This window comes from Micromonospora echinaurantiaca (assembly GCF_900090235.1).
Lineage (GTDB): Bacteria > Actinomycetota > Actinomycetes > Mycobacteriales > Micromonosporaceae > Micromonospora > Micromonospora echinaurantiaca.
Genome location: NZ_LT607750.1, coordinates 1742795 through 1768058, shown reverse-complemented (window position 1 = coordinate 1768058; position 25264 = coordinate 1742795). Strand labels below are relative to the sequence as shown.

Genomic DNA, 25264 nt, shown 5'->3' with positions numbered 1-25264 from the left:
AAGCGGGCCGGACCGGCCTCGTTCAGCCGGCCCACTTCCAGACGGTCTGGAAGCCCTCGGTCTGCCGCACCCAGAAGTAGCCGTACACGGCGGTGCTGCCGAGGTAGGGCCCGATCTGCGCGAGCAGGGCCCGGGTGCCCTTCCGGTCGCGCTCGGCCAGGTAGTTGGCCAGCGCCAGCCAGTGCCGGAGCGTGACGCCGCGACCGATCAGCCGAGGATCGCCGGCGCCGCGCCACTTGGCGGCGCACGCCTCGATCTCCCGGATCACCTCCGGCCTGCGGAAGTAGCTCGCCTTCGCGCTCAGCGACGACGCCCGCGTGTCGAAGCCGTACTCGCGCAGCGCGTACTCGAAGTGGGCGAGCAGCGGCAACATCGCCACCGACGAGCCGACGGGCGCGTCGGCGGCGGGCTCGCGGGCCGCGGCGAACATCTGCTCGTGCGAGCCGTACCACTTCTCGCAGAAGAAGGTCACCGCCATCAGATGGGCCTCGAAGTTGTCCGGGTCGCGCTTGACCGCCTCGTCCATCGCCGCGCGGAACTCGTCGCGTTGCCGGTGTCCGTTGGCGAGCGTGGAGGCCATCCGGGTCACCCACGGGTAGGGGTCGTCGGGGTTGAGCTGCACCGCGCGCTGGCTGGCCTGGCCGGCGAGGGCGGAGAGCCGTTCGAACTCCCGGAACTGCTCGTGGGTGGTGTGGCGTGCCGACGCGGCGCCGCGGGCCTCGCCGGCCTGGTCCATCAGCGCGTCGGCGCGCAGGATCGCCACCGTCGGGTCGTCCGGCACGGCGGCCTCCCACGCGTCCAGCCAGTGCGGGGCCTCCCCGGCAGCGCCACCCAGCACCGAGAGCCGACGGCCGCGCAGCTCCCAGTCCCGGCCGGTGGCCACGATCAGGTCCCGGGCCGCCGTCCAGTCACCGGCGAGCGCCCGGTCCCGCGCGGTACGCAACTCCAGATCGGCCTGCCCGTAGTCGGTGTCGGGAGTGGGCGGCCTGCGGAAGAGTCCGAACATCCGGCGATCATAAAGATCGACCCGAGCACTCCGCCGCCCCGCCCCGGCCGCGCCTGGCCGCGCCACGCGACGGGTTCAGGGCGGGTGGCCGAGCGTGCTGCCGACCGGTCAGGCCGAGTCGGCGACGGGGCCGGTATCAGCGCGGGCCGGCGGCTCAGGGGCCGGGGTGCCGCCGGCCGTGGCGGGGCTCGCCTGTTGCTGGTTCGCCCAGAGGGCGAGCAGGCGCAGGTTGTCGTGCGACGGGCTGCCCGGGTCGGTGGTGTAGATGAACAGCGTCTGTTCCTCGTCGCCGGGCAGCGCCAGTGCCTCGTACCGGATGGTGATCGGTCCCACGGCGGGGTGCGTCATCCGCTTGGCGCCGTGCGTACGCTCGTGCACCTGGTGCCCGTTCCACCAGCTGCGGAACTCCGGGCTCCTGATGGTCAGCTCCCCGACCAGTTCGGTGAGCCGGGGGTCGTCGGGGAACCGCCCGGCGTAGAGCCGCAGGGTGCCGACCGCCTCGGCCGCCACCGTCGGCCAGTCGAGGAAGGCCTCGCGGGCGGCCGGGTCGAGGAAGATCCACCGGATGTAGTTGCGGTGCCCGGGTGGCAGCCGGGTCCAGTCGGTGAGCAGGGCACGCGCCAGCGTGTTCGACGCGAGGACGTCCGTGCGGCGGCCGACGATGAAGGCCGGGTGGTCGACCAGCGAGGCGATCATCTGGTGCATGGCCGGTCGGACCCGCTGCGCCGGCGCCTGCTCGGCGCGGCGCCGGGGTGGCCGGGCCAGGTCGGCGAGGTGGGCGCGGGCGGCCGCGTCGAGCCGGAAGACCCGCCCCAGTGCGTCGAGGACCGCTTCCGACGGGCTGGTGTGCCGGCCCTGCTCCAGCCGGGTGTAGTAGTCGACGCTCACCCCGGCGAGCTGGGCCACCTCCTCCCGGCGCAGGCCGCGCACCCGCCGGCCGCCCTGACCGGTGTAGCCGGGAATGCCCGCGGCTTCCGGCGTCGTGTCCGCCCGGCACTTCCTGAGGAAGTCACCCAGATCCGTGCGTCCTGCCATGTCGTCAATGATTGCCCTGCTGGCGCGGTGGTGCTCAGCGGTTGGGTGGGCATGCCGTTCCCAGGCAGGGCTGGGCGCGGTTGACGGTGTCCGGGGCCGGGCGCACCGCCGCAGCATGGGATCCGTTCCCCGGCCCGGGGGACGCACCGACCGGTATCCGTCAAGGAGACATCCCCATGCCGTATCCCACCACCGGACCCGCGACCTGGTTCGTCACCGGCGCTTCGCACGGACTCGGACTGGAGCTGGTCCAGCAGCTGCTGCGGCGCGGCGACAACGTCGCGGCGACCACCCGCTCCACCGAACGGCTGATCGCGGCGCTGGGTTCCGCCGACACCTCCCGGCTGCTGGCCCTGCGGGTGAACCTCGCCGACGAGAAGGAGGTCGCCAACGCCGTGGCGGCGGCCGGTGACCGGTTCGGCGGCATCGACGTCGTGGTCAACAACGCCGGCTACGGCCTGCTCGGCGCCGTCGAGGAGATCACCGACGCCGAGGCGCGGGAGCTGTTCGACGTGCAGATCTTCGGGGCGTGGAACGTGCTGCGCGCCGTCCTGCCCGGCATGCGGGCACGCCGCAGCGGCCACGTCATCAACATCTCCTCGATCCTCGGCCTGACCACCTTCCCCGGCTGGGGCGCGTACTGCGCCGCCAAGTACGCGCTGGAAGGTCTCACCGGATCGTTGGCCGCCGAGGTCGCCGACTTCGGGGTCCGCGTCAACCTGGTCGAGCCCGGATACCTGCGTACGGACTTCCTGCGCACCCACAACCTGCGCCTGCCGGCCCGGGTCGCCGACGGCTACGACGCCATCCGCGAGATGACCGACGCCCACCTGGCCATGCCCGGAACCCAGCTCGGTGACCCCGCCAAGGCGGCCGCCGCGATCATCACCATCGCCCGGGACGGCACCGCGCCGCTGCACCAGCTCCTCGGCTCCGACTCCTACACCCTGGCCAGCACCGCCGTCGAGCACCTGACCGGCGACATCGAGGCCGCCCGCCAGCTCGCCACCACCACGGACATCGGGCAGAACGCCTGAGCGGACGGGCCGTTCCGCAGGGGCCTGCTCGGCGGCGCGGCGCCGCTGCCGGCGGCTCCTGCCGGCCGGCCGGCGGGCTCCTGGCGGGGCCGGAGGTCGGCCCCGCCAGGAGCGGGCGTCGCGGATCGGTCCGCGCGTCCGCGGCCGGCGCCCCGAGGCGCTCCGGCCACTACTACAATTCGTCGTGGATGCCGTCGGAGAGCGTGCCCCGCGGGTCTACGTGGAGGTGCCGGGTGGCTGACGACGAGGCGGAGATCACCGCGTGGGCGCTGGCCGCCGGGCGGGGTGACCAGGACGCCGCCGCCCGGTTCGTCCGGGCGACCCAGCATCAGGTCCGGCGCTTCCTCGCCGCCCTGGTCTCCCCGGGCGAGGCGGACGATCTGGCGCAGGAGACCTTCCTGCGGGCGGTCCGGTCGCTGTCGTCGTTCGCCGGACGCTCATCGGCCCGGACGTGGCTGCTCGCCATCGCCCGCCGCGTCGCTGTCGATCACGTACGCGCCGTCACCGCGCGTCCCCGGACGGTGCCGATGTCGGACGGATACGACGACCTCGACGTGTCCCGCAGCAGCTTCGACGGGCAGGTCGTGTTGGAGCAGTTGATCTCGGCACTGCCGGCGGACCGGCGGGAGGCGTTCGTCGCCACCCAGGTCCTCGGTCTGTCCTACGCCGAGGCGGCGGAGGTCTGCGACTGCCCCGTCGGCACCATCCGCTCCCGGGTGGCCCGGGCCCGGGAGGATCTCGTCGCCGCGGTGGACAGCCGAGCCGCGCGGGGCCCACGGCGCGGCGGCGACGCGGCCGGCTGAGCCGGCGCAGCCACTGTGAGCTGCGTCGATGCGAGCTTTTCCCGGGAGTACCGGGGAACCAACGCCGCGGGCGAGCCGACTACCGGTACATGAGGTGTGAGCAGTGGCGCGAGGTGTTGTCGGCACAGCTGGACGGTGAGGAGACTCCCGCCGAGCGGGCGGCGGCGGAGACCCACCTGGCCGGCTGCGGCGACTGCCGGACCTGGTTCGACCAGGCGGCGGCGGTCACCCGGCGGGCCCGGCTGTCGGTCACCGTCGCCCACGAGGACCGCACCGATGCCATCCTCGCCGCCCTGCCCGCGCCGGCTCCGTACCGCCGGCGGCAGCGGCTCGTGCTCACCCTGCGGGCCGCGCTGGGGCTGATCGGGGCACTTCAGGTCCTGCTCGGTCTGGCCCAGATCGGCCGCGGTGCGGCCGGCGAGCACGCCCACTCGGCGGCCGGGGCGCTCGCGTCGGGGCACCTGTGGCACGAGTCGGCGGCGTGGAACGTCGCCGTCGGGGCGGGATTCCTGTTCGTGGCCGCCCGCCGCACCCGGCCGACCGGGCTGGTGCCGACGCTCAGCGCGTTCGTCGGCACGCTGGTGCTGCTCTCGGTCAACGACCTGGTGATCGGCCGGGTGGACACCGCGCGGCTGGTCAGCCACGGCTTCCTGCTCGCCGGGTACGCGATCGTGGTCGCCATGTCCCGGCCACGCCGGCGGCCCGACGGCCCGGCCAACCGCGGCCGTCCGGAGCAGAGCCGCTGGCGACTGCCGGCGGAGGACGAAACCCCCGCGCCGGCAAACCTGCGGCTGCTGCCGCCACCCCACCCCGGATCCGCGTACCGCCAGGACCGCACGGCGGCCTGAAGCAACCAGCCGCCCACACACGCACTCACCCAGCGGAACCTCGTGCTCCGCCGGCCCGACCACCACGCCACATCGATCACCGAGGGGACCTCCATGCCCAGCCCCGTCAGCGTCCGGCGCCCACGTCCGGCCGTCCTGCTCGTCACCGCCCTCCTGGCCGCGGCCACCGCCGGCTGTGGGCGCGACTCACCGGCCGCCGCGCCGAGCCCGTCGGCCTCCGCCTCGCCGAGCGCCGCCACGGGTGTGCTCGGCGTCCGGGACCCGTGGGTGAAGGCGGCCGACAAGGGGATGACCGCCGCGTTCGGCACGTTGGTCAACGACGGTGACGCCGACGTGACGATCGCCTCGGCGTCGACGGAGGTGTCGCCGATGGAGTTGCACGAGATGACCATGAAGGACGGGAAGATGGTCATGCAGGCCAAGCCGGGCGGCATCGTGATCAAGGCCAAGAGCGAGCACGTGCTCGAGCCCGGCGGCGACCACCTCATGCTGATGGACCTCAAGCAGCCGGTGAAGGCCGGCGACGAACTGACCTTCACCCTCACCTTCGCCGACGGCCGCACCCAGACGTTCACCGCGGTGGCCAAGCCGTTCACCGGCGCGCAGGAGAGCTACGACCCCGGCCACGGCGCGCCGACGTCGGGCCCCAGCGCCACGCCCGGGATGAGCATGAGCCCGGCGTCATGACCGAACGGCCCCGCGCGCGGCCGGTGAGCCGGCGCGGCCTGCTCACCGGCGGCGCCCTGGCCGCCGGGGGCGCGCTCGCCGGCACCGCCGCCGTCACCGCCGCCCGTTCCGACACCCCCGCGGTACGCCCCGTCCAGGCGCTCCCGGCGGCGCAGGTCGGCACCGCTGTCGAGCCGTTCCACGGCTCCCGGCAGGCCGGTGTCGCCACCGAGGCGCAGGCGCACGCCGCGTTCGTCGCGTTCACCCTCCGGCCGGGCACCGACCGGGCGGCGCTGGGGCGGATGCTGCGGCTGCTCTCCGACGACGCCGCCCGCCTCACCCAGGGCCGGCCCGCCCTGGCCGACACCGAACCCGAACTCGGGCTGCTGCCGGCCCGGCTGACCGTCACGTTCGGCCTCGGCCCGGGCTGCTACCGGGCGGCCGGGCTCGACGACCGGCGACCGGCGTCGGTGGCCGACCTGCCGTCGTTCCGCATCGACCGGCTCCAGCCGCGCTGGTCGGGTGGGGACCTGCTGCTGCAGATCTGCGCCGACGACCCGCTCACCGTCGCCCACGCTCAACGCGTGCTGGTGAAGGACAGCCGACCCTTCGCCACCGTCCGGTGGGTACAGCAGGGCTTCCGGCGGGCCGCCGGCGCCGAACCGGGACGCACCCAGCGCAACCTGTTCGGCCAACTCGACGGCACCGCGAACCCGAAACCCGGCGACCCACTGGACAGCGCCGTGTGGGTGCCCGACGGGCCGGACTGGCTACGCGACAGCAGCACCCTGGTCCTGCGGCGGATCAGCATGAACCTGGAGACCTGGGACCTGCTCGGCCGCACCGACCGGGAACTGGCGGTCGGCCGCCGGCTCGACACCGGCGCCCCGCTCACCGGCACGGCCGAGCACGACGAGCCCGACTTCGCCGCACTCGGGCCGGACGGGCTCACCGTCATCCCGGACTTCTCCCACCTGACCAGGGCCCATGTCACCGACGACCGGCTGAAGATCCTGCGCCGCCCCTACAACTACGACGGCGTCCCGGCGGCGGACGGCACCGCGGACAGCGGGTTGATCTTCGCCTCCTACCAGGCCGACGTCGCCCGTCAGTTCCTGCCCATCCAACGGCGCCTCGCCGAGCGGGACCTCCTCAACGAGTGGACCACCCCGATCGGCTCCGCCATCTTCGCGATCCCACCCGGCTGCCCCGAGGGTGGCTGGATCGGCCAGCAACTGCTCGGCTGAACCGACAGGAGACCCATGCCCACCCACGCCCGCCCCACCGTCGCCAGTCTGCTCGCCGCCACGCTGGCCGCCGTCGCGATGCTGCTCGTACCGGCCGCGCCGGCCGCCGCGCACAACACGTTGAAGGCCGCCACCCCGGCCAGGGACGCCCGGCTCACCACGGCTCCGACGCAGATAACGCTCGAGTTCATGGAGCGGCTGAACCCGGCCTTCACCACCATCGCGCTCTCGGACGCCGCCCAGCGCAGGATCCCCGCCAGCGGGCCTGCCGTCACCGGGGCGAAGGGCACCGTGACGCTCGACGAGCCGCTGGCGAACGGCACCTACACCGTCGCCTACCGGGTGGTCTCCGCCGATGGGCACCCGGTGCAGGGCTCCTACCGGTTCACCGTCGCCGATCCCACCGCCGCCATCGCAAGCCCACCGGCCACGACAGCGACGACCTCGGCGCCGGCCGCCCAGCCGTCGCCGGCCAGCCCCGCGTCCGCCACCCGCGACGCCGGCGACGGTCCCGGAGCACTGGTCCTGGTCGGCGGCGCGATCCTGCTGGCCGCGCTCGCCGCCGGGGCCGTGGTCCTGCTGCGCCGGCGGCGCGCCGCGTCCTGACCCTTCGCGCGGCCCGGTGAACCGCCCCCACCGGCCGACTCCCGACCCGGCGGTCGACCGGTTCGGAACACCGCCGACGTTGCCCGCCACCGACACCGAGGTCTCCGACGTGCCCGACATCGTCTCCTCCCCCACCCACCCGCACCGCTCCGACCGCGCCGCAGCCGCCGGGGCGCCCGGTGGCAGACCATCGGCGCCGGCCGCGCGCATCCGGCCGGCCGGGCGGGACGCGCTGCTGGCCGCCGCGGCTCTGGCGTCGGCGGTGGCCGTACTGCTGCTGGGGCTGCGGGCCGGCGACGCGCTGGTGGCCGCGATCCCCGGCCTGCCGGATCCGGGGCCGGTGACGGCCTGGGGGTTGCCGGCCGTCCGGCTGCTCGTCGACGGCCTCGCCACGGTGACGGTGGGGCTGGCGGTGACGGCGGCTTTCCTGCTGCCCGGCGACGGACCGAGCGTCTCCCCGTACGGCTGGCTGCTGCTGCGCCGCGCGGGCCTGGCGGCGGCGGCCTGGGCGGTGACCGCCCTGGTGCTCATCGTGCTCACCGTGTCCGATGTGCTCGGGGTGTCGGCGGGCCGGTTGGGCGCCGCGAGCGTGGTCAGCTTCGCGACCGCCATCTCGCAGGGTCAGGCCCTGCTGCTCCAGGCGGGCCTGGCACTGGCCGTGGCGGTGCTGGCCCGGGTGGGCGTGTCGCGCGGCCTGGCCGTCGCCGTGGCGCTGGTCGCGGTGGTCGCGGTGGTGCCGCCGGCGTTCACCGGGCACGCCGCCGGGGCTGGCAACCACCAGATCGCGGTGTCGAGCCTCGTCCTGCACGTCGTGGCCGCCGCCCTGTGGGTCGGCGCCCTGGTGGCGCTGCTGATGGTCCGCCGGAGCCGGCACCTCGCCGACGCGGTGAGCCGCTACAGCCGGCTGGCGCTCGGCTGTTTCGTGGCGGTCGCCGTGAGCGGCACGGTGAACGCCGCGGTGCGGCTCGGCGACGCCGAGGAGCTCTGGCGGTCCCGATACGGATGGCTGGTGCTCGGCAAGCTGGCCGCGCTGGTGGTTCTGGGTGCGGTCGGCGCGGCCCACCGGGCGCGCACGCTGCCGGCGCTGCGCTCGGGACGACGGGGTGGGTTCGCCCGGCTGGCCGCGGGCGAGGTGGTCGTCTTCGCGGCGGCGCTGGGCCTGGCGGTGGCGCTGTCCCGCAGCCCCACGCCGGTGGCGGTCGATCCGCTCGACGCCGACCCGGTCACCGAGCTGCTCGGCTTCCCGCTGCCCGCCGCGCCGACTCCCGGACGACTACTGGGCCAGCCGCTGCCCGACCTGTTCGTGCTGAGCGCCGTCGCGGTGGGCGCCGCCGGCTACCTGGCCGGGGTGGGGCGGCTGCGCCGGGGCGGCCACCGCTGGCCGGTCGCCCGCACCGCGAGCTGGCTGGGCGGCCTGGCGGTGCTCGCGGCGGTCACCAACCTGGGCGTGGCCCGGTACGCGTACGTGCTGTTCAGCGCGCACATGGCGCAGCACATGGTGCTGTCGATGCTGGTGCCGATCCTGCTCGTCGGGGGCGCCCCGGTCACGCTGGCCCTGCGCGCCTTGCGCCGCCCCGCCGACCCGGACGTGCGGGGCGCCCGGGAGTGGCTGTTGCTGGCGCTGCACAGCCGGCCCGCCCGGCTGCTCACCCACCCGCTCGTGGCGCTGGGCAGCTACGCGGGCAGCCTCTTCGCCCTGTACTTCAGCGACCTGTTCGGCGCGTTGATGCGTACCCACGTGGGCCACCTGGCGATGCTCGTCCACTTCGTCGTCGCCGGCTACCTGCTGTTCTGGGTGCTCATCGGGGTCGACCCGGGCCGGCCTCGGGTGCCGTACCCGATCCTGATGCTCATCCACCTGGCGGCGATGATGGCGCACGGCTTCTTCGGTCTGGTGCTGATGCAGAGCACCACCCTCATCGCCCCCGACTGGTACCTCGCCGTGCACCCCGCCTGGGCCTCCGCGCTGCTGGCGGACCAGCAGCTCGGCGCCGGCATCGCCTGGGCGTTCGGGGAGATTCCCGCCGCCGCCGTCATGGTCGTCCTGGTGCGCCGGTGGGTTCGGGCCGACCAGCGGGAACAGGCCCGCCTGGACCGGGCGGCCGACCGCGCCGAGGCGACCGGGGAAGCCGACGACCTCGCCCGCTACAACGCCTTCCTCGCCGCCGCCAGCCACGCCGACCGCGACGGCCTCGCCGACCGGCGATGCCGGCCGACACCCGGCGGTCAGCCGGGCCGACCCCCCACACGTCCAATCGCGGAGAGTCACCATCTCGACACACCTCTACCCGCTGCCCGCCGCCCGGCGAATGCTGCGGTCATGCAGAACGACGAGCGGGTGCGCCGGGACGAGCGTTTCGACAAGGTGGCCGAGGAGACCTCCGAGACCGTGACCCACGCGGCCACGGTGCTGGAGGAGGAACTCGCGGCGGGCATGGCCAGTGCCCGGCGACTGGAGGAGAAGCTCAGCGCGGACCGCAGGGTCGACCCGGACGCGTTCGACGAGTTGGTGACGCGGGTCCGCACCGACGGGCACGCACTGATCGACACGGTGGTCGCGCAGTTGAAGATGGCCGACGACCAGCGCGGCGAGGTGGTCCGCCGGTACACCTCGGACGCGCACGACGCGCTGGACACCGTCCTCAACCTCGCGCGACTGGTCCCGGACGTGGCCAACGGGCTCGCCGACCGGCTGACGTCGCCGGATCCGCGGGATCCGACGCCGCCGACCAGGTAAGCCCGGCGATGCCGTCAAACACCGGCGTGGCCGGTGGGCACGTCGAGCACATGCTGGAGCGCTACCGCACGATCGCGGTCGACGCGCTGCTCGACGACGTGCCGGCCGGCGGGCCGCGTTACCTCTACGAGCTGGTGGCCGAGTACCCACGCCGGTGGGGCAAGGGGCTGCGCGCCGCGTTGTGCCTCGCGACCTGCCGGGCGTTCGGCGGTACGACGTCGGCGGGGCTGAACGCCGCGGTGACCGTGGAGCTGTTCCACAACGCGTTCCTCATCCACGACGACATCCAGGACGAGAGTGAGCAGCGACGCGGGGCACAGACCCTGCACGGCGAGTACGGCGTCGGCGTCGCCCTCAACGTCGGCAACATGACCAACCTGCTCGCGCTGCAGCGGCTCGCCGCCAACCGCAAAGCGCTCGGCTCGGGGATCGCGTGGCGGCTGTTCGAGGAGACCGCGCTCATGTTGCGCCACTCGTTGGAGGGGCAGGCGATCGAGATCGGCTGGATCCGCGACAACGTGTGCGACCTCGACACCGACGCCTACTACCGGATGTGCCTGAAGAAGACCTCCTGGTACACCTGCATCTACCCGTGCCGCACCGGGATCCTCGTCGCCACCGGCCGGCACGACGCGGTCGACGTCCTGGACCGCTACGGCTGGTATCTGGGCGCGGCGTTCCAGATCCAGGACGACGCGCTCAACCTGACCGGCGACTTCGACCGGTACGGCAAGGAGATCGCGGGTGACCTCTGGGAGGGCAAGCGGAGCTTGATCCTCATCGACTTCATGCAGCGCTGCACCACCGACGAACGCGAGCGGCTGATCGAGGTCCTGGGCCGGACCCGGGCGCGGCGGACCGAGGCGGAGGTGCGCTGGCTGCACCAGCGCCTGCTCGCGTACGACTGCGTCGAGTCCGCCCGGCACAATGCCCGGGAGCTGGCGGCGGCCGCGCTGCGCGAAGGACAGCGGGCGCCGGGCCCGGCGGCCGAGACCGAGGACGGCCGCTTCCTGCTCGACCTGACCGGATACGTCGTGGACCGCAGCCGGTAGGCGGCCCGCGGTCACGGCAGTGCACCCGCCGCCGTTCCCGTCACGGCGGCGACCACGGCGCCCCGTGTCCGGCGGTCCACTCCGGATCGTCGCCGAGCAGTGCGGCGAGCTCGGCGGCGGAGCGGGGCCGGTTCCCGGCCAGGTCGGGGATCCGGTCGAGGAGCCGGTGCACCAGCGGGGCCCAGGCGGGCAGCAGGTGCGCCGCGGTGAGCAGTCGCGGGTCTGCCATCCCGTCGGCTGTCGGCATGGTGCGCACACCGCCGCCGGTGACCACGGCCATGGTGTCCGCCCAGCGACAGGCGAGGTCGACGTCGTGGGTGGACAGCACCACCGTCGTGCCGGCGGAGTGCAGGTCGTCCAGCGTGCGCAGCAACGCCTCCACCCCGACCGGGTCGAGCCCGGCGGTCGGCTCGTCCAGGATGAGCAGCCGGGGCCGCATCGCCACGGCGCCGGCGATGGCCACCCGCTTGCGCTGGCCGTAGGAGAGCAGGTGGGTGGGGCGGTCGGCGATCGCCGTGACACCGAGCGCCGCCAGCGCCTCGTCGCAGCGCTGGCGGACCTGCTCGGCGGGCAGGCCGAGGTTGACCGGTCCGAAGGAGACGTCCTGCCGGACGCTGGCGGAGAAGAGCTGGTCGTCCGGGTCCTGCACCACCAGTTGGACCTGCTGCCGCACCGCGCGCAGGCCGGCCCGGGTGTGCCGGACCCGGTCGCCGGCCACGGTGATCTGCCCCGAGCCGGGCGTCAACGCGCCGGCCGCCAACTTGAACAGGGTGGTCTTCCCGCCCCCGTTGGGCCCGACCACGGCCAGCCGCCGCCCGGCCTCGACGCGCAGGTCGACGCCGGTCAGCACCGGGCGGCCCGGTTGGTAGGCGTAGTGCACCCCGGCCAGCTCCAGCAGCGGGCCGGTCACCACCGCGACCCCGCGACGGTGGTGGCGGCGACGATCGCCACCAGCAGCCCCACGGTCGCCGCCACGAAGGGCGGCGACATCCGGCGCGGTTCCACCTGCACCGTGAGCGATCCGGTGTATCCCCGCAACGCCAACCCCTCCTCGAGCCGCCGCGCGCGGCTGAACGCCCGGACGAACACCGCGCCCGCCTGGCCGGCAAGGGACGCGTAGGCGGTGCGCCAGGTCCGGAAACCGAGCCGCGCCGCCTGCGCCTCCCGGACCGCGCGCACGCTGTCGACGAGCAGGAAGAGCATCCGGTACGTGAGCGCGGCGACCTCGGTGACCGCCGGGGGAATCCCCAGCCGGTGCAGCCGGGGCAGCACGTCCGACAGCGGTGTGGTGGCGCTGAACAGCAGCAGGCAGGTCAACGCCGCCACCGACCGGCCGGCGGTCTGCGCCGCCAGCGCGGGGCCGGCGGGGTCGACCGCCAGCCGGGCCGGCGCCGGCATGGTCACCAGCAGGGGCACCGCCGAGGTGGCCACGAACAGCAGCGGCACCCGGGCCGCCCGCAGCACCACGGCCGGCGACACCCGGGCGGGCCCGAGCAGCAGGGCGGCGGCGGCCCCGCCCGACAGCACCGCACCCGGCCACGGCGGCAGGGCCACCGCACAGGCCAGCAACCCGAGGGAGAGCAGCGCCTTCTCGGCGGGGTGCCGTAGCCGCCAGGGACCGGTGTGCGCCGCGACGTCGAGCGCGAACACTACCCGCGCGGCTGTTCGGCGGCGGTGCTCCGCTGCCGCTGCCGGGTCCGGGCGACCCCGAAGTAGTAGCCGAGGAACCCGGCGCCCAGCGCGGCCTGGAGCGCGAACAGCGCCGACTCCACCTCGCCGGACGGCGGTTCGTAGATCGGCGCGAACCACGGCTCGTAGTCGGGGTGGTCGGCCACGATCGCCTGCTCGGCCAGGGCGTCCGCGCCGGCGAAGGGCTCGTCGCCCGATCCGAGTCCGAGCGCCACCGGCGCCACCGCCAGGACCAGCACCGCGAGCAGCAACAGCAGGTTCACCCGGGTGAAGCGCTTCACGCCCGCACCTCCGCCGGCGTCCGCAGCACCCCGAGCCGGCGCAGGTCGTCGCCGCTGGTACGCGTCAGCAGGCGTACCACGAGCACGGAGAGCAGCCCTTCGCTGATCGCCAGCGGGATCTGGGTCACCGCGAAGATCCCGCCGAACTTCGCCAGTGCGGCGACGAACCCGGCGGCCGGGTCGGGGAACGCCAGCGCCAGCTGGACGCTGGTGACGCAGTAGGTGGCCAGGTCACCCAGCGCCGCGGCGGCGAACACGGCCACGTCCATCCCGCCACCGACCCGGCGGATCAGGGAGTAGACGGCGAAGGCGACCCAGGGGCCGACGATCGCCATCGAGAAGATGTTCGCGCCCAGCGTGCTCAACCCGCCGTGGGCCAGCAGCACCGCCTGGAACAGCAGCACGATGCCGCCCAGCACGCTCATCAGCGGTGGCCGGAACAGCACCGCGCCCAGCCCGGTGCCGGTGGGGTGCGAACACGATCCGGTGACCGACGGGATCTTCAACGCGGACAGCACGAACGTGAACGCGCCGGCCGCCCCCAGCAGCAGTTTCGACTCCGGATCGCGGCGGACCTGCCGGACCAGTGCCCGGCTGCCGTGGACGACGAACGGTGCGGACACCGCGAACCACGCCGCGGCCTGCACCGGGGGTAGATAGCCCTCGGCAATGTGCACGGGACGACCTTCCTCTCCAACACCTCGTGGATGAGATCACTCGTCAAGGCCGGTCTCCTGGCTCCCGGATCGACGCTCGCTCCGGCCTTCCCAGGCCCGGGTGGGCCCAGTGGCGTCGTCGGAGATCGCTACCCGGTCACAGTGGCGAGGGCCGCGCCGGTCTCACACCGGCTTCCCGTGCACCTTGACGGCGAGAGGCTATCCGGCGGTCATCCTCCGGGCAAGCGGCCGCCCCCCGCCCGAACACCTGCCGTCCGGCGGCCGCCGCCTCGCGACCCTGCTCAGAGGCGTTCCGCGGGTCGCGGGCCACGGCCGCGGATTGCTGGCCGCGGCGGCCGCCCCGCCGCCCGGCGCGCCAAACGGCGGGGCGGGCGGCTGCCGTCAAGCGCGCCCGACGGCGAGGCGGGCGGCTGCCGTCCGGCGCGACGACCGGTGAGACGAAGCCGACACGCTGACGCGACATCTGGTGTTGCCCGCACGACGGCAGCGGCATATATGGTGTCCCACGCAGCTGGTTCGGCCGCGTGACGGCGGCCGAGGCAAGAGGGAACCCGGTGCGAGTCCGGGACTGCCCCGCAGCGGTGAGTGGGAACGACCGCCGTCAACAGCACTGGGCCGCACCGGCCTGGGAAGCGACGGCCAGTAGGCGACCGGCGACCCCGGTCAGGCCCGCGAGTCCGAAGACCTGCCAGCGCGCCGTGCGCCGTCGCGCGCGGCGGTCGGAGGTCGCGCGGGACGACCGACGCCAGCAACCGGGCCTGCGTCGGGCCCGTTGGCGTTCTCCCGCGTCCGATGGCCATCGGAGACAGCGCGAGGAGAGGTCATGACGGTGGTACGGGAGCGGTCCGGGCCGGGCGCGGGCGCACCGGAGCAGCGCCGGCAGGTGATGCGGGTCCGCAAACGCAACGGTGGCACCGAGCCGGTGGACGTCAACCGGATCGTCGAGGCGGTGCAGCGGTGGGCCGCCGACCTGGCCGAGGTGGACCCGTTGCGGGTGGCCACGAAGACGATCAGTGGTCTCTACGATGGAGCGACCACCGCGGAGCTGGACAAGTTGTCGATCCAGACGGCGGCGGAGCTGATCGGCGAGGAGCCGCAGTACTCCAGGCTCGCGGCGCGGCTGTTGGCCGCGTACGTGGACAAGGAGGTCCGCGGGCAGGATGTGGCGAGCTTCAGCCAGTCCATCGGATACGCCCACGGCCTGGGCCTGATCGGCGACGACACCGCCGCGTTCGTGGCCGACAACGCCCGGGAACTGGACGACGCCGTGGACCCGGACGGTGACCTGCGCTTCGAGTACTTCGGGCTGCGTACCGTCGCCGACCGGTACCTGCTGCGCCACCCCGAGTCGCGGCTGGTGGTGGAGACGCCGCAGTACTGGCTGCTGCGGGTGGCCTGCGGGTTGTCGCAGACGCCGGTCGAGGCGGTCGGGTTCTACCGCCTGATGTCGTCACTGGCGTACCTGCCCAGCTCACCGACGTTGTTCAACGCGGGCACCCGGCACACCCAGATGTCGTCGTGCTTCCTGGTGGACTCGCCGCGGGACGAGTTGGACTCGATCTACGAGCGGTACCACCAGGTGGCGAAGCTGTCGAAGTTCTCCGGCGGCATCGGCATCTCCTGGTCTCGGGTGCGCGGCCGGGGCGCGCTGATCCGCGGCACGAACGGCCGCTCCAACGGCATCGTGCCGTTCCTGAAGACCCTCGACGCCGGTGTCGCCGCGGTCAACCAGGGCGGCCGGCGCAAGGGCGCGGCCTGCGTCTACCTGGAGCCGTGGCACCCGGACATCGAGGAGTTCCTGGAGCTGCGCGACAACACCGGCGAGGAGTCCCGGCGTACGCACAACCTCAACCTGGCCAACTGGATCCCGGACGAGTTCATGCGCCGGGTCGAGGCGGACGGCGACTGGTCGCTGATCGACCCGTCCGACGCGCCGGAGCTGCCCGACCTGTACGGCGAGGAGTTCGACGCCGCCTACCGGGTCGCGGAGAAGAAGGCGGTCCGGACGGTCCGGGCCCGGGACCTGTACGGGCGGATGATGCGCACGCTGGCGCAGACCGGCAACGGGTGGATGACGTTCAAGGACCCGTCGAACCGGCTGTCCAACCAGACCGGTGCGCCGGGCAACACGATCCACCTGTCGAATCTCTGCACCGAGATCCTCGAGGTGAACGACGACACCGAGACGGCGGTGTGCAACCTGGGCTCGGTCAACCTCGGCACGCACGTCACCGCCGACGGGGTCGACTGGGCGAAGCTGCGGTCGACCGTCCGCACCGCGGTGGTGTTCCTCGATCGGGTGATCGACATCAACTACTACCCGGCCGAGCAGGCGGCGGCATCGAACCCACGCTGGCGGCCGGTCGGGCTCGGCCTGATGGGACTGCAGGACGCGTTCTTCACGCTGCGCCTGCCGTTCGACTCGGCCGAGGCGAAGGAGCTGTCCACCCGGGTGCAGGAGGAGATCTTCCTGACCGCCCTGGAGACCTCGGCCGGCCTGGCGGAGCGGTTCGGCGCGCACCCCGCGTACGCCGAGACCCGCGCCGCCCGGGGTGAGCTGCACCCGGACCTGTGGGGCGCCGAGCCCGCGCAGCGCGAGCGGTGGGCCGCGCTGCGGGCGCGGGTCGCCGCGCACGGCCTGCGCAACTCGCTGCTGGTCGCGATCGCCCCGACCGCCACCATCGCCTCGATCGCCGGCTGCTACGAGTGCATCGAGCCGCAGGTGTCCAACCTGTTCAAACGCGAGACGATGTCCGGCGAGTTCCTCCAGGTCAACACCTACCTGGTCGGTGAGCTGAAGGCGCGCGGGCTGTGGACACCGGCGATCCGGGACCAGATCAAGCGCGCCGAGGGATCGGTGCAGGGCATCACCGACCTGCCGGCCGACGTGCGGACGGTGTTCCGCACCGCGTGGGAGCTGCCGCAGCGAGCGCTGATCGATCTCGCCGCCGCCCGCGCGCCGTACGTCGACCAGTCGCAGTCGCTGAACCTGTTCATGGGCGCGCCGACCATCGGCAAGCTGTCGTCGATGTACCTGTACGCCTGGAAGTCCGGGCTGAAGACCACCTACTACCTGCGCTCGCGTCCCGCGACGCGGATCCAGCAGGCCACCGTCGCCGTCACACCGGTGGTCAAGCCGGTCGTCGCCGTCAGCGACGCCGAGGCACTGGCCTGCTCCCTGGAGAACCCCGAGAGCTGTGAGGCCTGCCAGTGACCAGGACACCCGAACTCCGTACCGACACCCGGCACATGCTGCTCGATCCCGGCATGGACCTGACCCTGCGGCCGATGCGCTACCCGCACTTCTTCGACCGGTTCAAGGACGCCATCAAGAACACCTGGACCGTCGAGGAGGTCGACCTGCACGCCGACCTCGCCGACCTGGCGAAGCTTTCGCCCGCCGAGCAGCACCTGGTGTCCCGGCTGGTCGCGTTCTTCGCCACCGGCGACACCATCGTCGCCAACAACCTGGTGCTCAACCTCTACCAGCACGTCAACTCGCCGGAGGGCCGGCTCTACCTGTCCCGGCAGCTGTTCGAGGAGGCCGTGCACGTCCAGTTCTACCTGAACCTGCTCGACACCTACGTGCCCGACGAGCGGGAGCGCTTCGCGGCGTTCGCCGCCATCGAGAACATCCCGTCGATCCGGCGCAAGGCGGAGTTCTGCTTCCGCTGGATCGACTCCGTCTTCGAGCTGCGCGAGCTCAGATCCCGCGCGGACCGAAGGGCGTTCCTGCTCAACCTGATCTGCTTCGCCGCCTGCATCGAGGGCCTGTTCTTCTACGGCGCCTTCGCCTACGTCTACTTCCTGCGCTCCCGGGGCCTGCTCAACGGGCTCGCCTCCGGCACCAACTGGGTGTTCCGCGACGAGTCGATGCACATGGCGTTCGCCTTCGACGTGGTGGACACCGTTCGGCGCGAGGAACCGGAGCTGTTCGACGAGGAGCTGGTCCGCCAGGTGCGGGAGATGCTGGCCGAGGCGGTCGAGTGCGAGGCCCAGTTCGCCGAGGACCTGCTCGAACAGGGCGTCTCCGGGTTGTCGCTACGGGACATGCGGGAGTACCTCCAGCACGTCGCCGACCGCCGGCTCGCCCAGCTCGGCATCGCGCCGCTCTACGGCTCGGCGAACCCGTTCGCGTTCATGGAACTGCAGGACGTGCAGGAGTTGTCGAACTTCTTCGAGCGGCGGGTGTCGGCGTACCAGGTGGGCGTCACCGGGAGCGTCACCTTCGACGACGACTTCTGACGGGGTGAACGGCCGGAGCATCGTCAGCCATGGCGGCGGTGCGGCGCTGACAGCCGCGGTTGGCCGGGCACGCGTTGGCGCGGATCTTCTCGATCCGCGCCAGGCGGGCCCGCCCACATTCGCTCCTCGCCCCCTTAGGATGAACAACGGTGCTGGTTCGCCGTGCCCACAACGGGCGCGGCGTCGTAAGAGGGAACCCGGTGCGAGTCCGGGACTGCCCCGCAGCGGTGAGTGGGAACGACCGCCGTCATGAGCACTGGACCGCGAGGTCTGGGAAGCGACGGCCAGTAGGCGACCGTACCGGTCACGCCCACGAGTCCGAAGACCTGCCCGCACCGCGCACGCCACCCGGTGTGCGCCGCCGACGGTCTCTCGGGACGGCCGGGCGGAAGCCGGTACGTCGGGCGTACCCCTTCCCTCCCTGCTGTCACGCGAGTCCTCGGGCACTTCGAGGGAAGGACCCCATGAGTACCGCATTCGGTCAGAGCACCGTGCTCGGCTATCCGCGTATCGGCGGCAACCGTGAACTCAAGAAGGCCGTGGAGAGCTACTGGGCCGGCAGGATCGACGCCGAGAAGTTGGCGGCGACCTCGGCCACGTTGCGGGCTGAGGTCTGGCGAACGCTGCGTGACGCGCGCCTGGACGCGATCCCGTCCAACACGTTCTCCTACTACGACCACATGCTCGACACCGCCGTCGCCGTCGGCGCGATCCCGCACCGGTTCGCCCGACTCGGCCTGTCCGACCTGGACACCTACTTCGCCATGGCGCGCGGCGCCGACACCGAGCCGGCGCTGGAGCTGACGAAGTGGTTCGACACCAACTACCACTACCTGGTTCCCGAGATCGGCGCCGACACCGCCTTCGCGGCGGATCCCGCGAAGGCGCTGGGTGAGTACCGCGAAGCGCGCGACCTGGGTGTCGAGAGCCGGCCGGTGCTGGTCGGGCCGGCCACGTTCCTCCTGCTGGCCAAGCCCACCGAGCCGCACGACGAACCGTTCGACCGGTTGGCCGACCTCGTCGACGTGTACGCGGACATCCTGCGGTCCCTCGGTGCCGCCGGCGTGCAGTGGGTGCAGCTGGACGAACCGGCCTACGTCACCGATCGGAGCGCCGCCGAGATCGACGCGCTGCGCGGCGCCTACCACCGGCTGTGCGCGGTGCAGGGGCGACCGAACATCTTCGTCGCCACGTACTTCGGGGAACTCGGCGACGCGCTCCCCGCGCTGCTCGACACGCCGGTCGAGGCTCTCGGTGTGGATCTGGTGGCCGGGCCTGGCAACCTGCGAGGGCTCGCCGGCGCGGGTCCGCTGCGCGGCAAGACGATCGTCGCCGGCCTCGTCGACGGTCGCAACGTCTGGCGTACCGACCTGCGCGCCGCGGTCGCCGCCGGCGCCGTCGTGACCGGGCTCGCCGACCACGTCGCCGTGTCCTCGTCGTGCTCGCTGCTGCACCTACCGGTGGATCTGTCCGCCGAAACCGCGCTCGATCCGGCCCTGCGCCGGCGGCTCGCCTTCGCCCGGCAGAAGGTGGACGAGGTGGTCCTGCTGAGCCGTGCCCTGCGCAACGGCACCACGTCCCTGCCCGAGCCGCTACCGCCCGCGCCGGCGGGGTGGTACAACGACGCCGTTCGCGGTCGGCTCGCCGCGCTCCGACCCACGGACCGGCAGCGCGGCGCCTACCCGGAGCGTGCGGCGGCACAGCAGGCCCGGCTGAACCTGCCGCCGCTGCCGACCACGACGATCGGCTCCTTCCCGCAGACCGACGAACTGCGCCGGGCGCGGGCCGAGCATCGGGCCGGGCGCCTCGACGCCGACGCCTACACCCAACGGATGCGCGCCGAGGTCGAACACGTCATCCGGCTCCAGGAACGGCTGGGGCTGGACGTGCTCGTGCACGGCGAGCCGGAACGCAACGACATGGTCCAGTACTTCGGTGAGCAGTTGGACGGATTCGCCGCCACCGACCACGGTTGGGTGCAGTCCTACGGATCGCGCTGCGTCCGGCCGCCGATCATCTACGGCGACGTAGCCCGCAGGGCACCGATCACGGTCGACTGGTCCACCTACGCTCAGTCGCTGACCGACCGGCCGGTGAAGGGGATGCTCACCGGCCCGGTGACGATCCTGGCCTGGTCGTTCGTCCGTAACGACCAGCCGCTGGCCGACACCGCCGACCAGATGGCACTCGCCCTGCGCGACGAGTGCCGTGATCTCGAGGCGGCCGGCATCCGGGTGATCCAGGTCGACGAGCCGGCGCTGCGCGAGACGCTGCCCCTGCGCCGGGCCGACCAGAAGGCGTACCTGGACTGGGCGGTCGGGGCGTTCCGCCTGGCCACCTGCGGCGTCGCCAACGACACCCAGATCCACACCCACCTGTGCTACTCCGAGTTCGGCGAGGTCATCACCGCCATCGACGCCCTCGACGCCGACGTCACCAGCATCGAGGCGTCCCGCTCGAAGATGGAGGTCCTCGACGACCTCGCCGCGATCGGCTACCGCCGCGGCGTCGGGCCCGGCGTCTGGGACATCCATTCGCCCCGGGTGCCGTCCCACGACGAGGTCGTCGAGGCACTGCGGCGAGCGGTGGCGGTGGTACCGGCCGTGCGCCTCTGGGTGAACCCCGACTGCGGCCTCAAGACGCGCGCCTACCCGGAGGTCGAGGCGTCCATCGAACATCTGGTGGCCGCCGCCGCTGAGCTTCGCGGAAGCTGACCCGCCCGGGCCGGGCGGGACGCGCGTCGTCCCGCCCGGCCCGCCGGCGGCCGGACCGGTTCAGTCCTTCAACGGGTACGGGATGAAGGTGCTGCGGTTCTCGTCCAGGTCGAGCCGGCGGCTGATCGGCGGCGCCGCCCGCTGCGGGCAGGTCATCCGTTCGCAGGTCTTGCAGCCGGGGCCGATCGGTGTGGCCGCCTCGGCCGCGTGCAGGTCCATCCCGGCGGAGTAGACCAGCCGGTCGGCGTGCCTCGTCTCACAGCCCAGGCCGATCGCGTAGACCTTTCCCGGCTGGTTGTAGCCGCCGTGGTGACGGGTGATGGTGCGGGCGATCCACAGGTAGCGTTGCCCGTCAGGCATCGCGGCGACCTGGACGACCACCCGCCCGGGCGAGCTGAACGCCTCGTAGACGTTCCACAGTGGGCAGGTGCCGCCGGTGTGGGAGAACGGGAAGCCGGTGGCGGACTGGCGTTTGGACATGTTGCCGGCCCGGTCGACCCGGACGAACGAGAAGGGCACACCACGCGCCCGGGGGCGTTGCAGCGTGCTGAGCCGGTGGCAGACCGTCTCCCAGCCCATCGCGAAGTGCTGGGTGAGCAGGTCGATGTCGTACCGGCGCTGTTCCGCCGCCGTCAGGAACTGCTCGTACGGCAGGATCAGCGCGGCGGCGAAGTAGTTCGCCAGCCCGACCCGGGTGAGGATCTGGGTCTGCGTCTCGTCGAACCGCTCCTCCTCCACGGTTTCGTCGATCACGTCGGCGAACTCCAGCAGCGCGATCTGCGCCGCCATTCGCATGGCCTCCTGCCCAGGTCGCAACGACGTCGACAGGTGCAGGGTGCGGGTCTGCGGGCGGTAGCGGTGCAGTTCGTCGCCGAGCGAGGCGGCGTCGTCGCGGCGGACGTGGACGCCGTGCCGCTGGGCGAGCCGGTCCTGCAGGACGGCTCGGACCTCGCCACGGCGGAGTCCGATGCTCGCGGCGAGTCGTTCCGCCGCCTCGTCCAGATCCGGTACGTAGTTCTGCCGCCGGTAGAAGAACTCGGTCACCTGGTCGTGCGGGCTGCGGCCGATCGTCTCACGGTCGCCCAGCAGCTCGGCGAGCTGCTCGTCCGCCTGCCGGTACCGCCGGTGCAGCTCGATGACGGCCTCCGCGACCTCGGGCAGCCGGGTGGCGAGTTCGGTGAGGTCGGCGACGCCCGCCCGGCCGGGGAGCGCCTCGCGCAACCCGGCGACCAGCCGTGGCGTGTCCCGCGGGGCGAAGACGGTCGGATCGACGCCGAACACCTCGGTGATGCGCATGAGCACCGGGACGGTCAGCGGCCGCGAATCGTGTTCGATCTGGTTGAGATAGCTGGGCGAAATGTTCAGCAGGCGGGCGAGGTGCGACTGGCTCAGCGCACGGTCCTCGCGCATCCGGCGCAGCCGGGCGCCCGCGAAGGTCTTGGCGACGGCCCTCACCTCCCCGCTGCTCGTCCCCCGTCCAGCGTCATTTGCAGGGTGCAAATATACCCGTTCACAACTTCGCAAAATGGCGTGGAAAATTCCCAGAACTTGGCTTCTTCCGTCCCTCGACCGGCCCTCGACGTCGTGTGACCGTTGGCGACACGCCGGGTCGGCGTCGAATTCCCGCCGCCACGCCGCACGTCCGGGTCTACCGGCGTCACCGCACATTCGAGAGGACGACATCATGCAGAACGCCGTTGAGCAGTTGCGTACCGAGTGGGAGACCGATCCGCGTTGGCAGGGGGTGCGGCGCAGCTACCGCGCCGAGGACGTGGTGCGGTTGCGCGGGGCGATCCAGGAGGAGCACACCCTGGCCCGGCACGGGGCGGAACGGCTGTGGCGCCTGCTGCACAGCGAGGACTACATCCACGCCCTGGGCGCGCTCACCGGCAACCAGGCCGTGCAGATGGTCCGGGCCGGCCTCAAGGCGATCTACCTCTCCGGCTGGCAGGTGGCCGCGGACGCCAACCTCGCCGGGCACACCTACCCCGACCAGAGCCTCTACCCCGCCAACTCGGTGCCTGCGGTGGTGCGCCGGATCAACAACGCCCTGCTGCGCGCCGCCCAGATCACCACCGCCGAGGGCGACACCGGGGGAGCCGACTGGCTGGCGCCGATCGTCGCCGACGCCGAGGCCGGCTTCGGCGGACCGCTCAACGCGTACGAGCTGATGACCGCGATGATCACGGCCGGCGCGGCCGGGGTGCACTGGGAGGACCAGCTCGCCGCCGAGAAGAAGTGCGGCCACCTCGGCGGGAAGGTGCTCGTCCCGACCGGCCAGCACATCCGTACCCTCGAGGCGGCGCGGCTCGCCGCCGACGTCGCGGGCGTGCCCTCGGTGGTCATCGCCCGCACCGACGCCCAGGCCGCCACGCTGCTCACCACCGACGTGGACGAGCGGGACCGGCCGTTCGTCACCGGCGAGCGGACCGCCGAGGGCTTCTACCGGGTGCGTTCCGGGGTCGAGCCGTGCATCGCCCGCGGCCTGGCGTACGCCCCGCACGCCGACCTGCTCTGGATGGAGACCAGCACCCCGGACCTGGAGGTCGCCCGCCGCTTCGCCGAGGCAATCAAGGCCGAGTACCCGGACCAGCTGCTCGCCTACAACTGCTCGCCGTCGTTCAACTGGCGCAAGCACCTGGACGACGCGACCATCGCCAAGTTCCAGCGGGAGCTCGGCCACATGGGATACAAGTTCCAGTTCATCACCCTGGCCGGCTTCCACGCCCTCAACTACTCGATGTTCGACCTGGCCCGTGGCTACGCCGCCGACGGCATGTCCGCCTACGTGGCGCTGCAGGAGCGGGAGTTCGCCGCCGAGCCGGCCGGCTACACCGCGGTCAAGCACCAGCGCGAGGTGGGCACCGGCTACTTCGACCTGATCAGCACCGTGCTCAACCCGGCCGCCGAGACCACCGCCCTGCGCGGCTCCACCGAGGAGGAGCAGTTCGCATGAGGTACGAGGTCATCGGCCCGATGGCCGAACGGTTCGACGAGGTCCTCACCCCCGAGGCGCTGGACTTCCTGGTCGCGCTGGACAGCGAGTTCGCCGCCCGGCGGGTGGCGCTGCTGGACACCCGCCGGGCCCGCCGCGACCGGTACGCCACCGGCCAACTGCCCGACTTCCTCCCGGAGACCGCCGGGATCCGCGCCGACCCCACCTGGCGGGTGGCCCCGCCCGCACCCGGTCTCGTCGACCGGCGGGTCGAGATCACCGGACCCACCGACCGCAAGATGACCGTCAACGCGCTCAACTCCGGCGCCAAGGTGTGGCTCGCCGACTTCGAGGACGCCACCGCCCCGACCTGGCACAACGTCATCAGCGGGCAGCTCAACCTGATCGACGCCCTGGACCGGCGGATCGACTTCACCGACCCGCGTGGCAAGCGGTACGCCCTCGGTGAGGAGCTGGCCACGATCGTGGTCCGGCCGCGCGGCTGGCACCTCGTGGAGAAGGGAATCGCGGTGGACGGCCGGCCAATCTCGGCCAGCCTGGTCGACTTCGGGCTCTACCTCTTCCACTGCGCCCGACGGCAGCTCGACGCCGGCGCCGGGCCCTACTTCTACCTGCCGAAGCTGGAGGGCCACCGCGAGGCGCGGCTGTGGAACGACATCTTCGTCTTCGCCCAGCGGTACCTGGGCCTGCCGCAGGGCACCATCCGGGCCACCACCCTGATCGAGACCATCACCGCCGCCTTCGAGATGGAGGAGATCCTGTACGAGCTGCGCGAGCACTCGGCGGGGCTCAACGCCGGACGGTGGGACTACATCTTCAGTGTCATCAAGAACTTCGGGCAGTGGCCGGACTTCGTGCTGCCGGACCGGTCCGAGGTCACCATGACCGTGCCGTTCATGCGCGCCTACACCGAACTGCTCGTCTCGACGTGTCACCGGCGCGGGGCGCACGCCATCGGCGGGATGGCCGCGTTCATCCCCAGCCGGGACCCGGAGGTCAACGAGGTGGCCCTCGGCCGGGTGCGGGCGGACAAGCGGCGGGAGGCCGGCGACGGGTTCGACGGCTCCTGGGTCGCCCACCCGGGCCTGGTCGACACCTGCCGGGCGGAGTTCGACGCGGTGCTGGGCGAGCGGCCGAACCAGCTCGCCCGGCTCCGGGACGACGTCAGTGTCACCGCCGCCGACCTGCTCGCCGTCGACAAGACCCCGGGCCAGGTCACCGCCGCGGGACTGCGGTCCAACATCGCGGTGGCGCTGCGCTACGTCGACGCCTGGCTCGGCGGCACCGGCGCGGTGGCGCTGTGGAACCTGATGGAGGACGCCGCGACCGCCGAGATCGCCCGCTGCCAGGTCTGGCAGTGGCTGCACCACGGCACTCCGCTGGCCGACGGCGGCTGCGTGACGGAGGACCTGGTCCGATCGATCCTCGCGGCGGAACTCACCGCCCTGACCACGGGACGCGAAGGCACCGAGCGGGACCGCGCCGAGCAGGCCGCACGGATCGTCGAGGACACCGCCCTCGGCGAGGACCTGCCGGCGTTCTTCACCACCGGTGCCTACGCCCGGTACCTCCGTCCGAACCGGAAGCCCGACCTGTCGGCCGGCTGACCGCGGTCGGCGCCCGCGCCGGAGCCGGGAAGGTCCCTTCGGACCTTCCCGGCTCCGG

General features: G+C 72.8%; 20 protein-coding genes and 3 riboswitches. Of the genes, 13 read left to right on the top strand and 7 right to left on the bottom strand.

Annotated elements, in window-relative coordinates:
* Window positions 1–22 precede the first annotated feature (22 nt).
* Both GA0070609_RS08105 and GA0070609_RS08100 read right to left on the bottom strand, forming a co-directional pair.
* A complete protein-coding gene (locus GA0070609_RS08105) occupies window positions 23–1006 on the bottom strand; it encodes a hypothetical protein (protein WP_088993244.1) in 984 nt (327 codons plus the stop codon).
* A 108-nt stretch (window positions 1007–1114) separates the two neighbouring features.
* Window positions 1115–2041: a helix-turn-helix transcriptional regulator gene (locus GA0070609_RS08100; protein ID WP_088993243.1), complete on the bottom strand. Its 927-nt coding sequence runs from the start codon at window positions 2039–2041 to the stop codon at window positions 1115–1117.
* A gap of 176 nt (window positions 2042–2217) precedes the next feature.
* On the opposite strand from GA0070609_RS08100, the gene GA0070609_RS08095 reads away from it, so the two are divergent.
* From GA0070609_RS08095 to GA0070609_RS08060, 8 genes are all read left to right on the top strand, one after another.
* Entirely contained in the window at window positions 2218–3078 is an 861-nt protein-coding gene (locus GA0070609_RS08095) for an SDR family NAD(P)-dependent oxidoreductase (protein WP_088993242.1), read from the top strand.
* Window positions 3079–3266: 188 nt separating this feature from the next.
* On the top strand, window positions 3267–3881 hold the full coding sequence (locus tag GA0070609_RS08090) for a sigma-70 family RNA polymerase sigma factor (RefSeq protein WP_088993241.1): 615 nt from the start codon (window positions 3267–3269) through the stop codon (window positions 3879–3881).
* Between the two features lie 89 nt (window positions 3882–3970).
* Window positions 3971–4729 (top strand): zf-HC2 domain-containing protein, encoded by a 759-nt coding sequence (locus GA0070609_RS08085; RefSeq protein WP_088993240.1) that lies wholly within the window; start codon window positions 3971–3973, stop codon window positions 4727–4729.
* 93 nt (window positions 4730–4822) lie between these two features.
* Window positions 4823–5416: a copper chaperone PCu(A)C gene (locus tag GA0070609_RS08080; RefSeq protein ID WP_088997566.1), complete on the top strand. Its 594-nt coding sequence runs from the start codon at window positions 4823–4825 to the stop codon at window positions 5414–5416.
* Window positions 5413–6642 carry a Dyp-type peroxidase gene (locus tag GA0070609_RS08075; RefSeq protein ID WP_088993239.1) on the top strand — a complete coding sequence of 410 codons (1230 nt, stop codon included), beginning with the start codon at window positions 5413–5415 and terminating at the stop codon, window positions 6640–6642. The genes GA0070609_RS08080 and GA0070609_RS08075 overlap by 4 nt, the downstream gene beginning before the upstream one ends.
* A gap of 15 nt (window positions 6643–6657) precedes the next feature.
* On the top strand, window positions 6658–7248 hold the full coding sequence (locus tag GA0070609_RS08070; protein ID WP_088993238.1) for a copper resistance CopC family protein: 591 nt from the start codon (window positions 6658–6660) through the stop codon (window positions 7246–7248).
* Window positions 7249–7264: 16 nt separating this feature from the next.
* Window positions 7265–9985 (top strand): cytochrome c oxidase assembly protein, encoded by a 2721-nt coding sequence (locus GA0070609_RS08065; RefSeq protein WP_408630638.1) that lies wholly within the window; start codon window positions 7265–7267, stop codon window positions 9983–9985.
* A gap of 8 nt (window positions 9986–9993) precedes the next feature.
* Window positions 9994–11037, top strand: coding sequence for a polyprenyl synthetase family protein (locus GA0070609_RS08060; RefSeq protein ID WP_088993237.1), 1044 nt, complete (start codon window positions 9994–9996; stop codon window positions 11035–11037).
* Between the two features lie 40 nt (window positions 11038–11077).
* Here GA0070609_RS08060 and GA0070609_RS08055 read toward each other — a convergent pair whose 3' ends face one another.
* The 4 genes from GA0070609_RS08055 to GA0070609_RS08040 are packed head-to-tail and all read right to left on the bottom strand — an operon-like array spanning window position 11078 to window position 13684.
* The gene (locus GA0070609_RS08055; protein ID WP_408630637.1) at window positions 11078–11947 is read right to left on the bottom strand and encodes an energy-coupling factor ABC transporter ATP-binding protein; all 870 of its coding nucleotides are present in this window, start codon (window positions 11945–11947) and stop codon (window positions 11078–11080) included.
* Entirely contained in the window at window positions 11944–12687 is a 744-nt protein-coding gene (gene cbiQ / locus GA0070609_RS08050) for a cobalt ECF transporter T component CbiQ (RefSeq protein WP_088993235.1), read from the bottom strand. The genes GA0070609_RS08055 and cbiQ overlap by 4 nt, the downstream gene beginning before the upstream one ends.
* Window positions 12687–13007 (bottom strand): energy-coupling factor ABC transporter substrate-binding protein, encoded by a 321-nt coding sequence (locus GA0070609_RS08045; RefSeq protein ID WP_088993234.1) that lies wholly within the window; start codon window positions 13005–13007, stop codon window positions 12687–12689. The genes cbiQ and GA0070609_RS08045 overlap by 1 nt, the downstream gene beginning before the upstream one ends.
* Window positions 13004–13684, bottom strand: coding sequence for an energy-coupling factor ABC transporter permease (locus tag GA0070609_RS08040; protein ID WP_088993233.1), 681 nt, complete (start codon window positions 13682–13684; stop codon window positions 13004–13006). The genes GA0070609_RS08045 and GA0070609_RS08040 overlap by 4 nt, the downstream gene beginning before the upstream one ends.
* 30 nt (window positions 13685–13714) lie before the next feature.
* Window positions 13715–13886, bottom strand: a riboswitch (cobalamin riboswitch).
* A 293-nt stretch (window positions 13887–14179) separates the two neighbouring features.
* A riboswitch (cobalamin riboswitch) is annotated at window positions 14180–14391 on the top strand.
* Between the two features lie 116 nt (window positions 14392–14507).
* Here GA0070609_RS08040 and GA0070609_RS08035 point away from each other — a divergent pair.
* The 3 genes from GA0070609_RS08035 (at window position 14508) to metE (ending at window position 20643) form a co-directional block, all read left to right on the top strand.
* On the top strand, window positions 14508–16898 hold the full coding sequence (locus tag GA0070609_RS08035) for a ribonucleoside-diphosphate reductase subunit alpha (protein WP_088993232.1): 2391 nt from the start codon (window positions 14508–14510) through the stop codon (window positions 16896–16898).
* Window positions 16899–16933: 35 nt separating this feature from the next.
* A complete protein-coding gene (locus GA0070609_RS08030) occupies window positions 16934–17929 on the top strand; it encodes a ribonucleotide-diphosphate reductase subunit beta (RefSeq protein ID WP_088993231.1) in 996 nt (331 codons plus the stop codon).
* Window positions 17930–18065: 136 nt separating this feature from the next.
* A riboswitch (cobalamin riboswitch) is annotated at window positions 18066–18277 on the top strand.
* Window positions 18278–18393: 116 nt separating this feature from the next.
* On the top strand, window positions 18394–20643 hold the full coding sequence (gene metE / locus GA0070609_RS08025) for a 5-methyltetrahydropteroyltriglutamate--homocysteine S-methyltransferase (protein ID WP_088993230.1): 2250 nt from the start codon (window positions 18394–18396) through the stop codon (window positions 20641–20643).
* A 60-nt stretch (window positions 20644–20703) separates the two neighbouring features.
* Here the strand turns inward: metE and GA0070609_RS08020 are convergent, their stop codons facing one another.
* On the bottom strand, window positions 20704–22098 hold the full coding sequence (locus tag GA0070609_RS08020) for a short-chain fatty acyl-CoA regulator family protein (RefSeq protein WP_088993229.1): 1395 nt from the start codon (window positions 22096–22098) through the stop codon (window positions 20704–20706).
* Between the two features lie 229 nt (window positions 22099–22327).
* On the opposite strand from GA0070609_RS08020, the gene aceA reads away from it, so the two are divergent.
* Window positions 22328–23599: an isocitrate lyase gene (gene aceA / locus GA0070609_RS08015; RefSeq protein ID WP_088993228.1), complete on the top strand. Its 1272-nt coding sequence runs from the start codon at window positions 22328–22330 to the stop codon at window positions 23597–23599.
* A complete protein-coding gene (gene aceB / locus GA0070609_RS08010; protein ID WP_088993227.1) occupies window positions 23596–25206 on the top strand; it encodes a malate synthase A in 1611 nt (536 codons plus the stop codon). Before aceA ends, aceB begins: the two co-directional genes overlap by 4 nt.
* Window positions 25207–25264 lie beyond the last annotated feature (58 nt).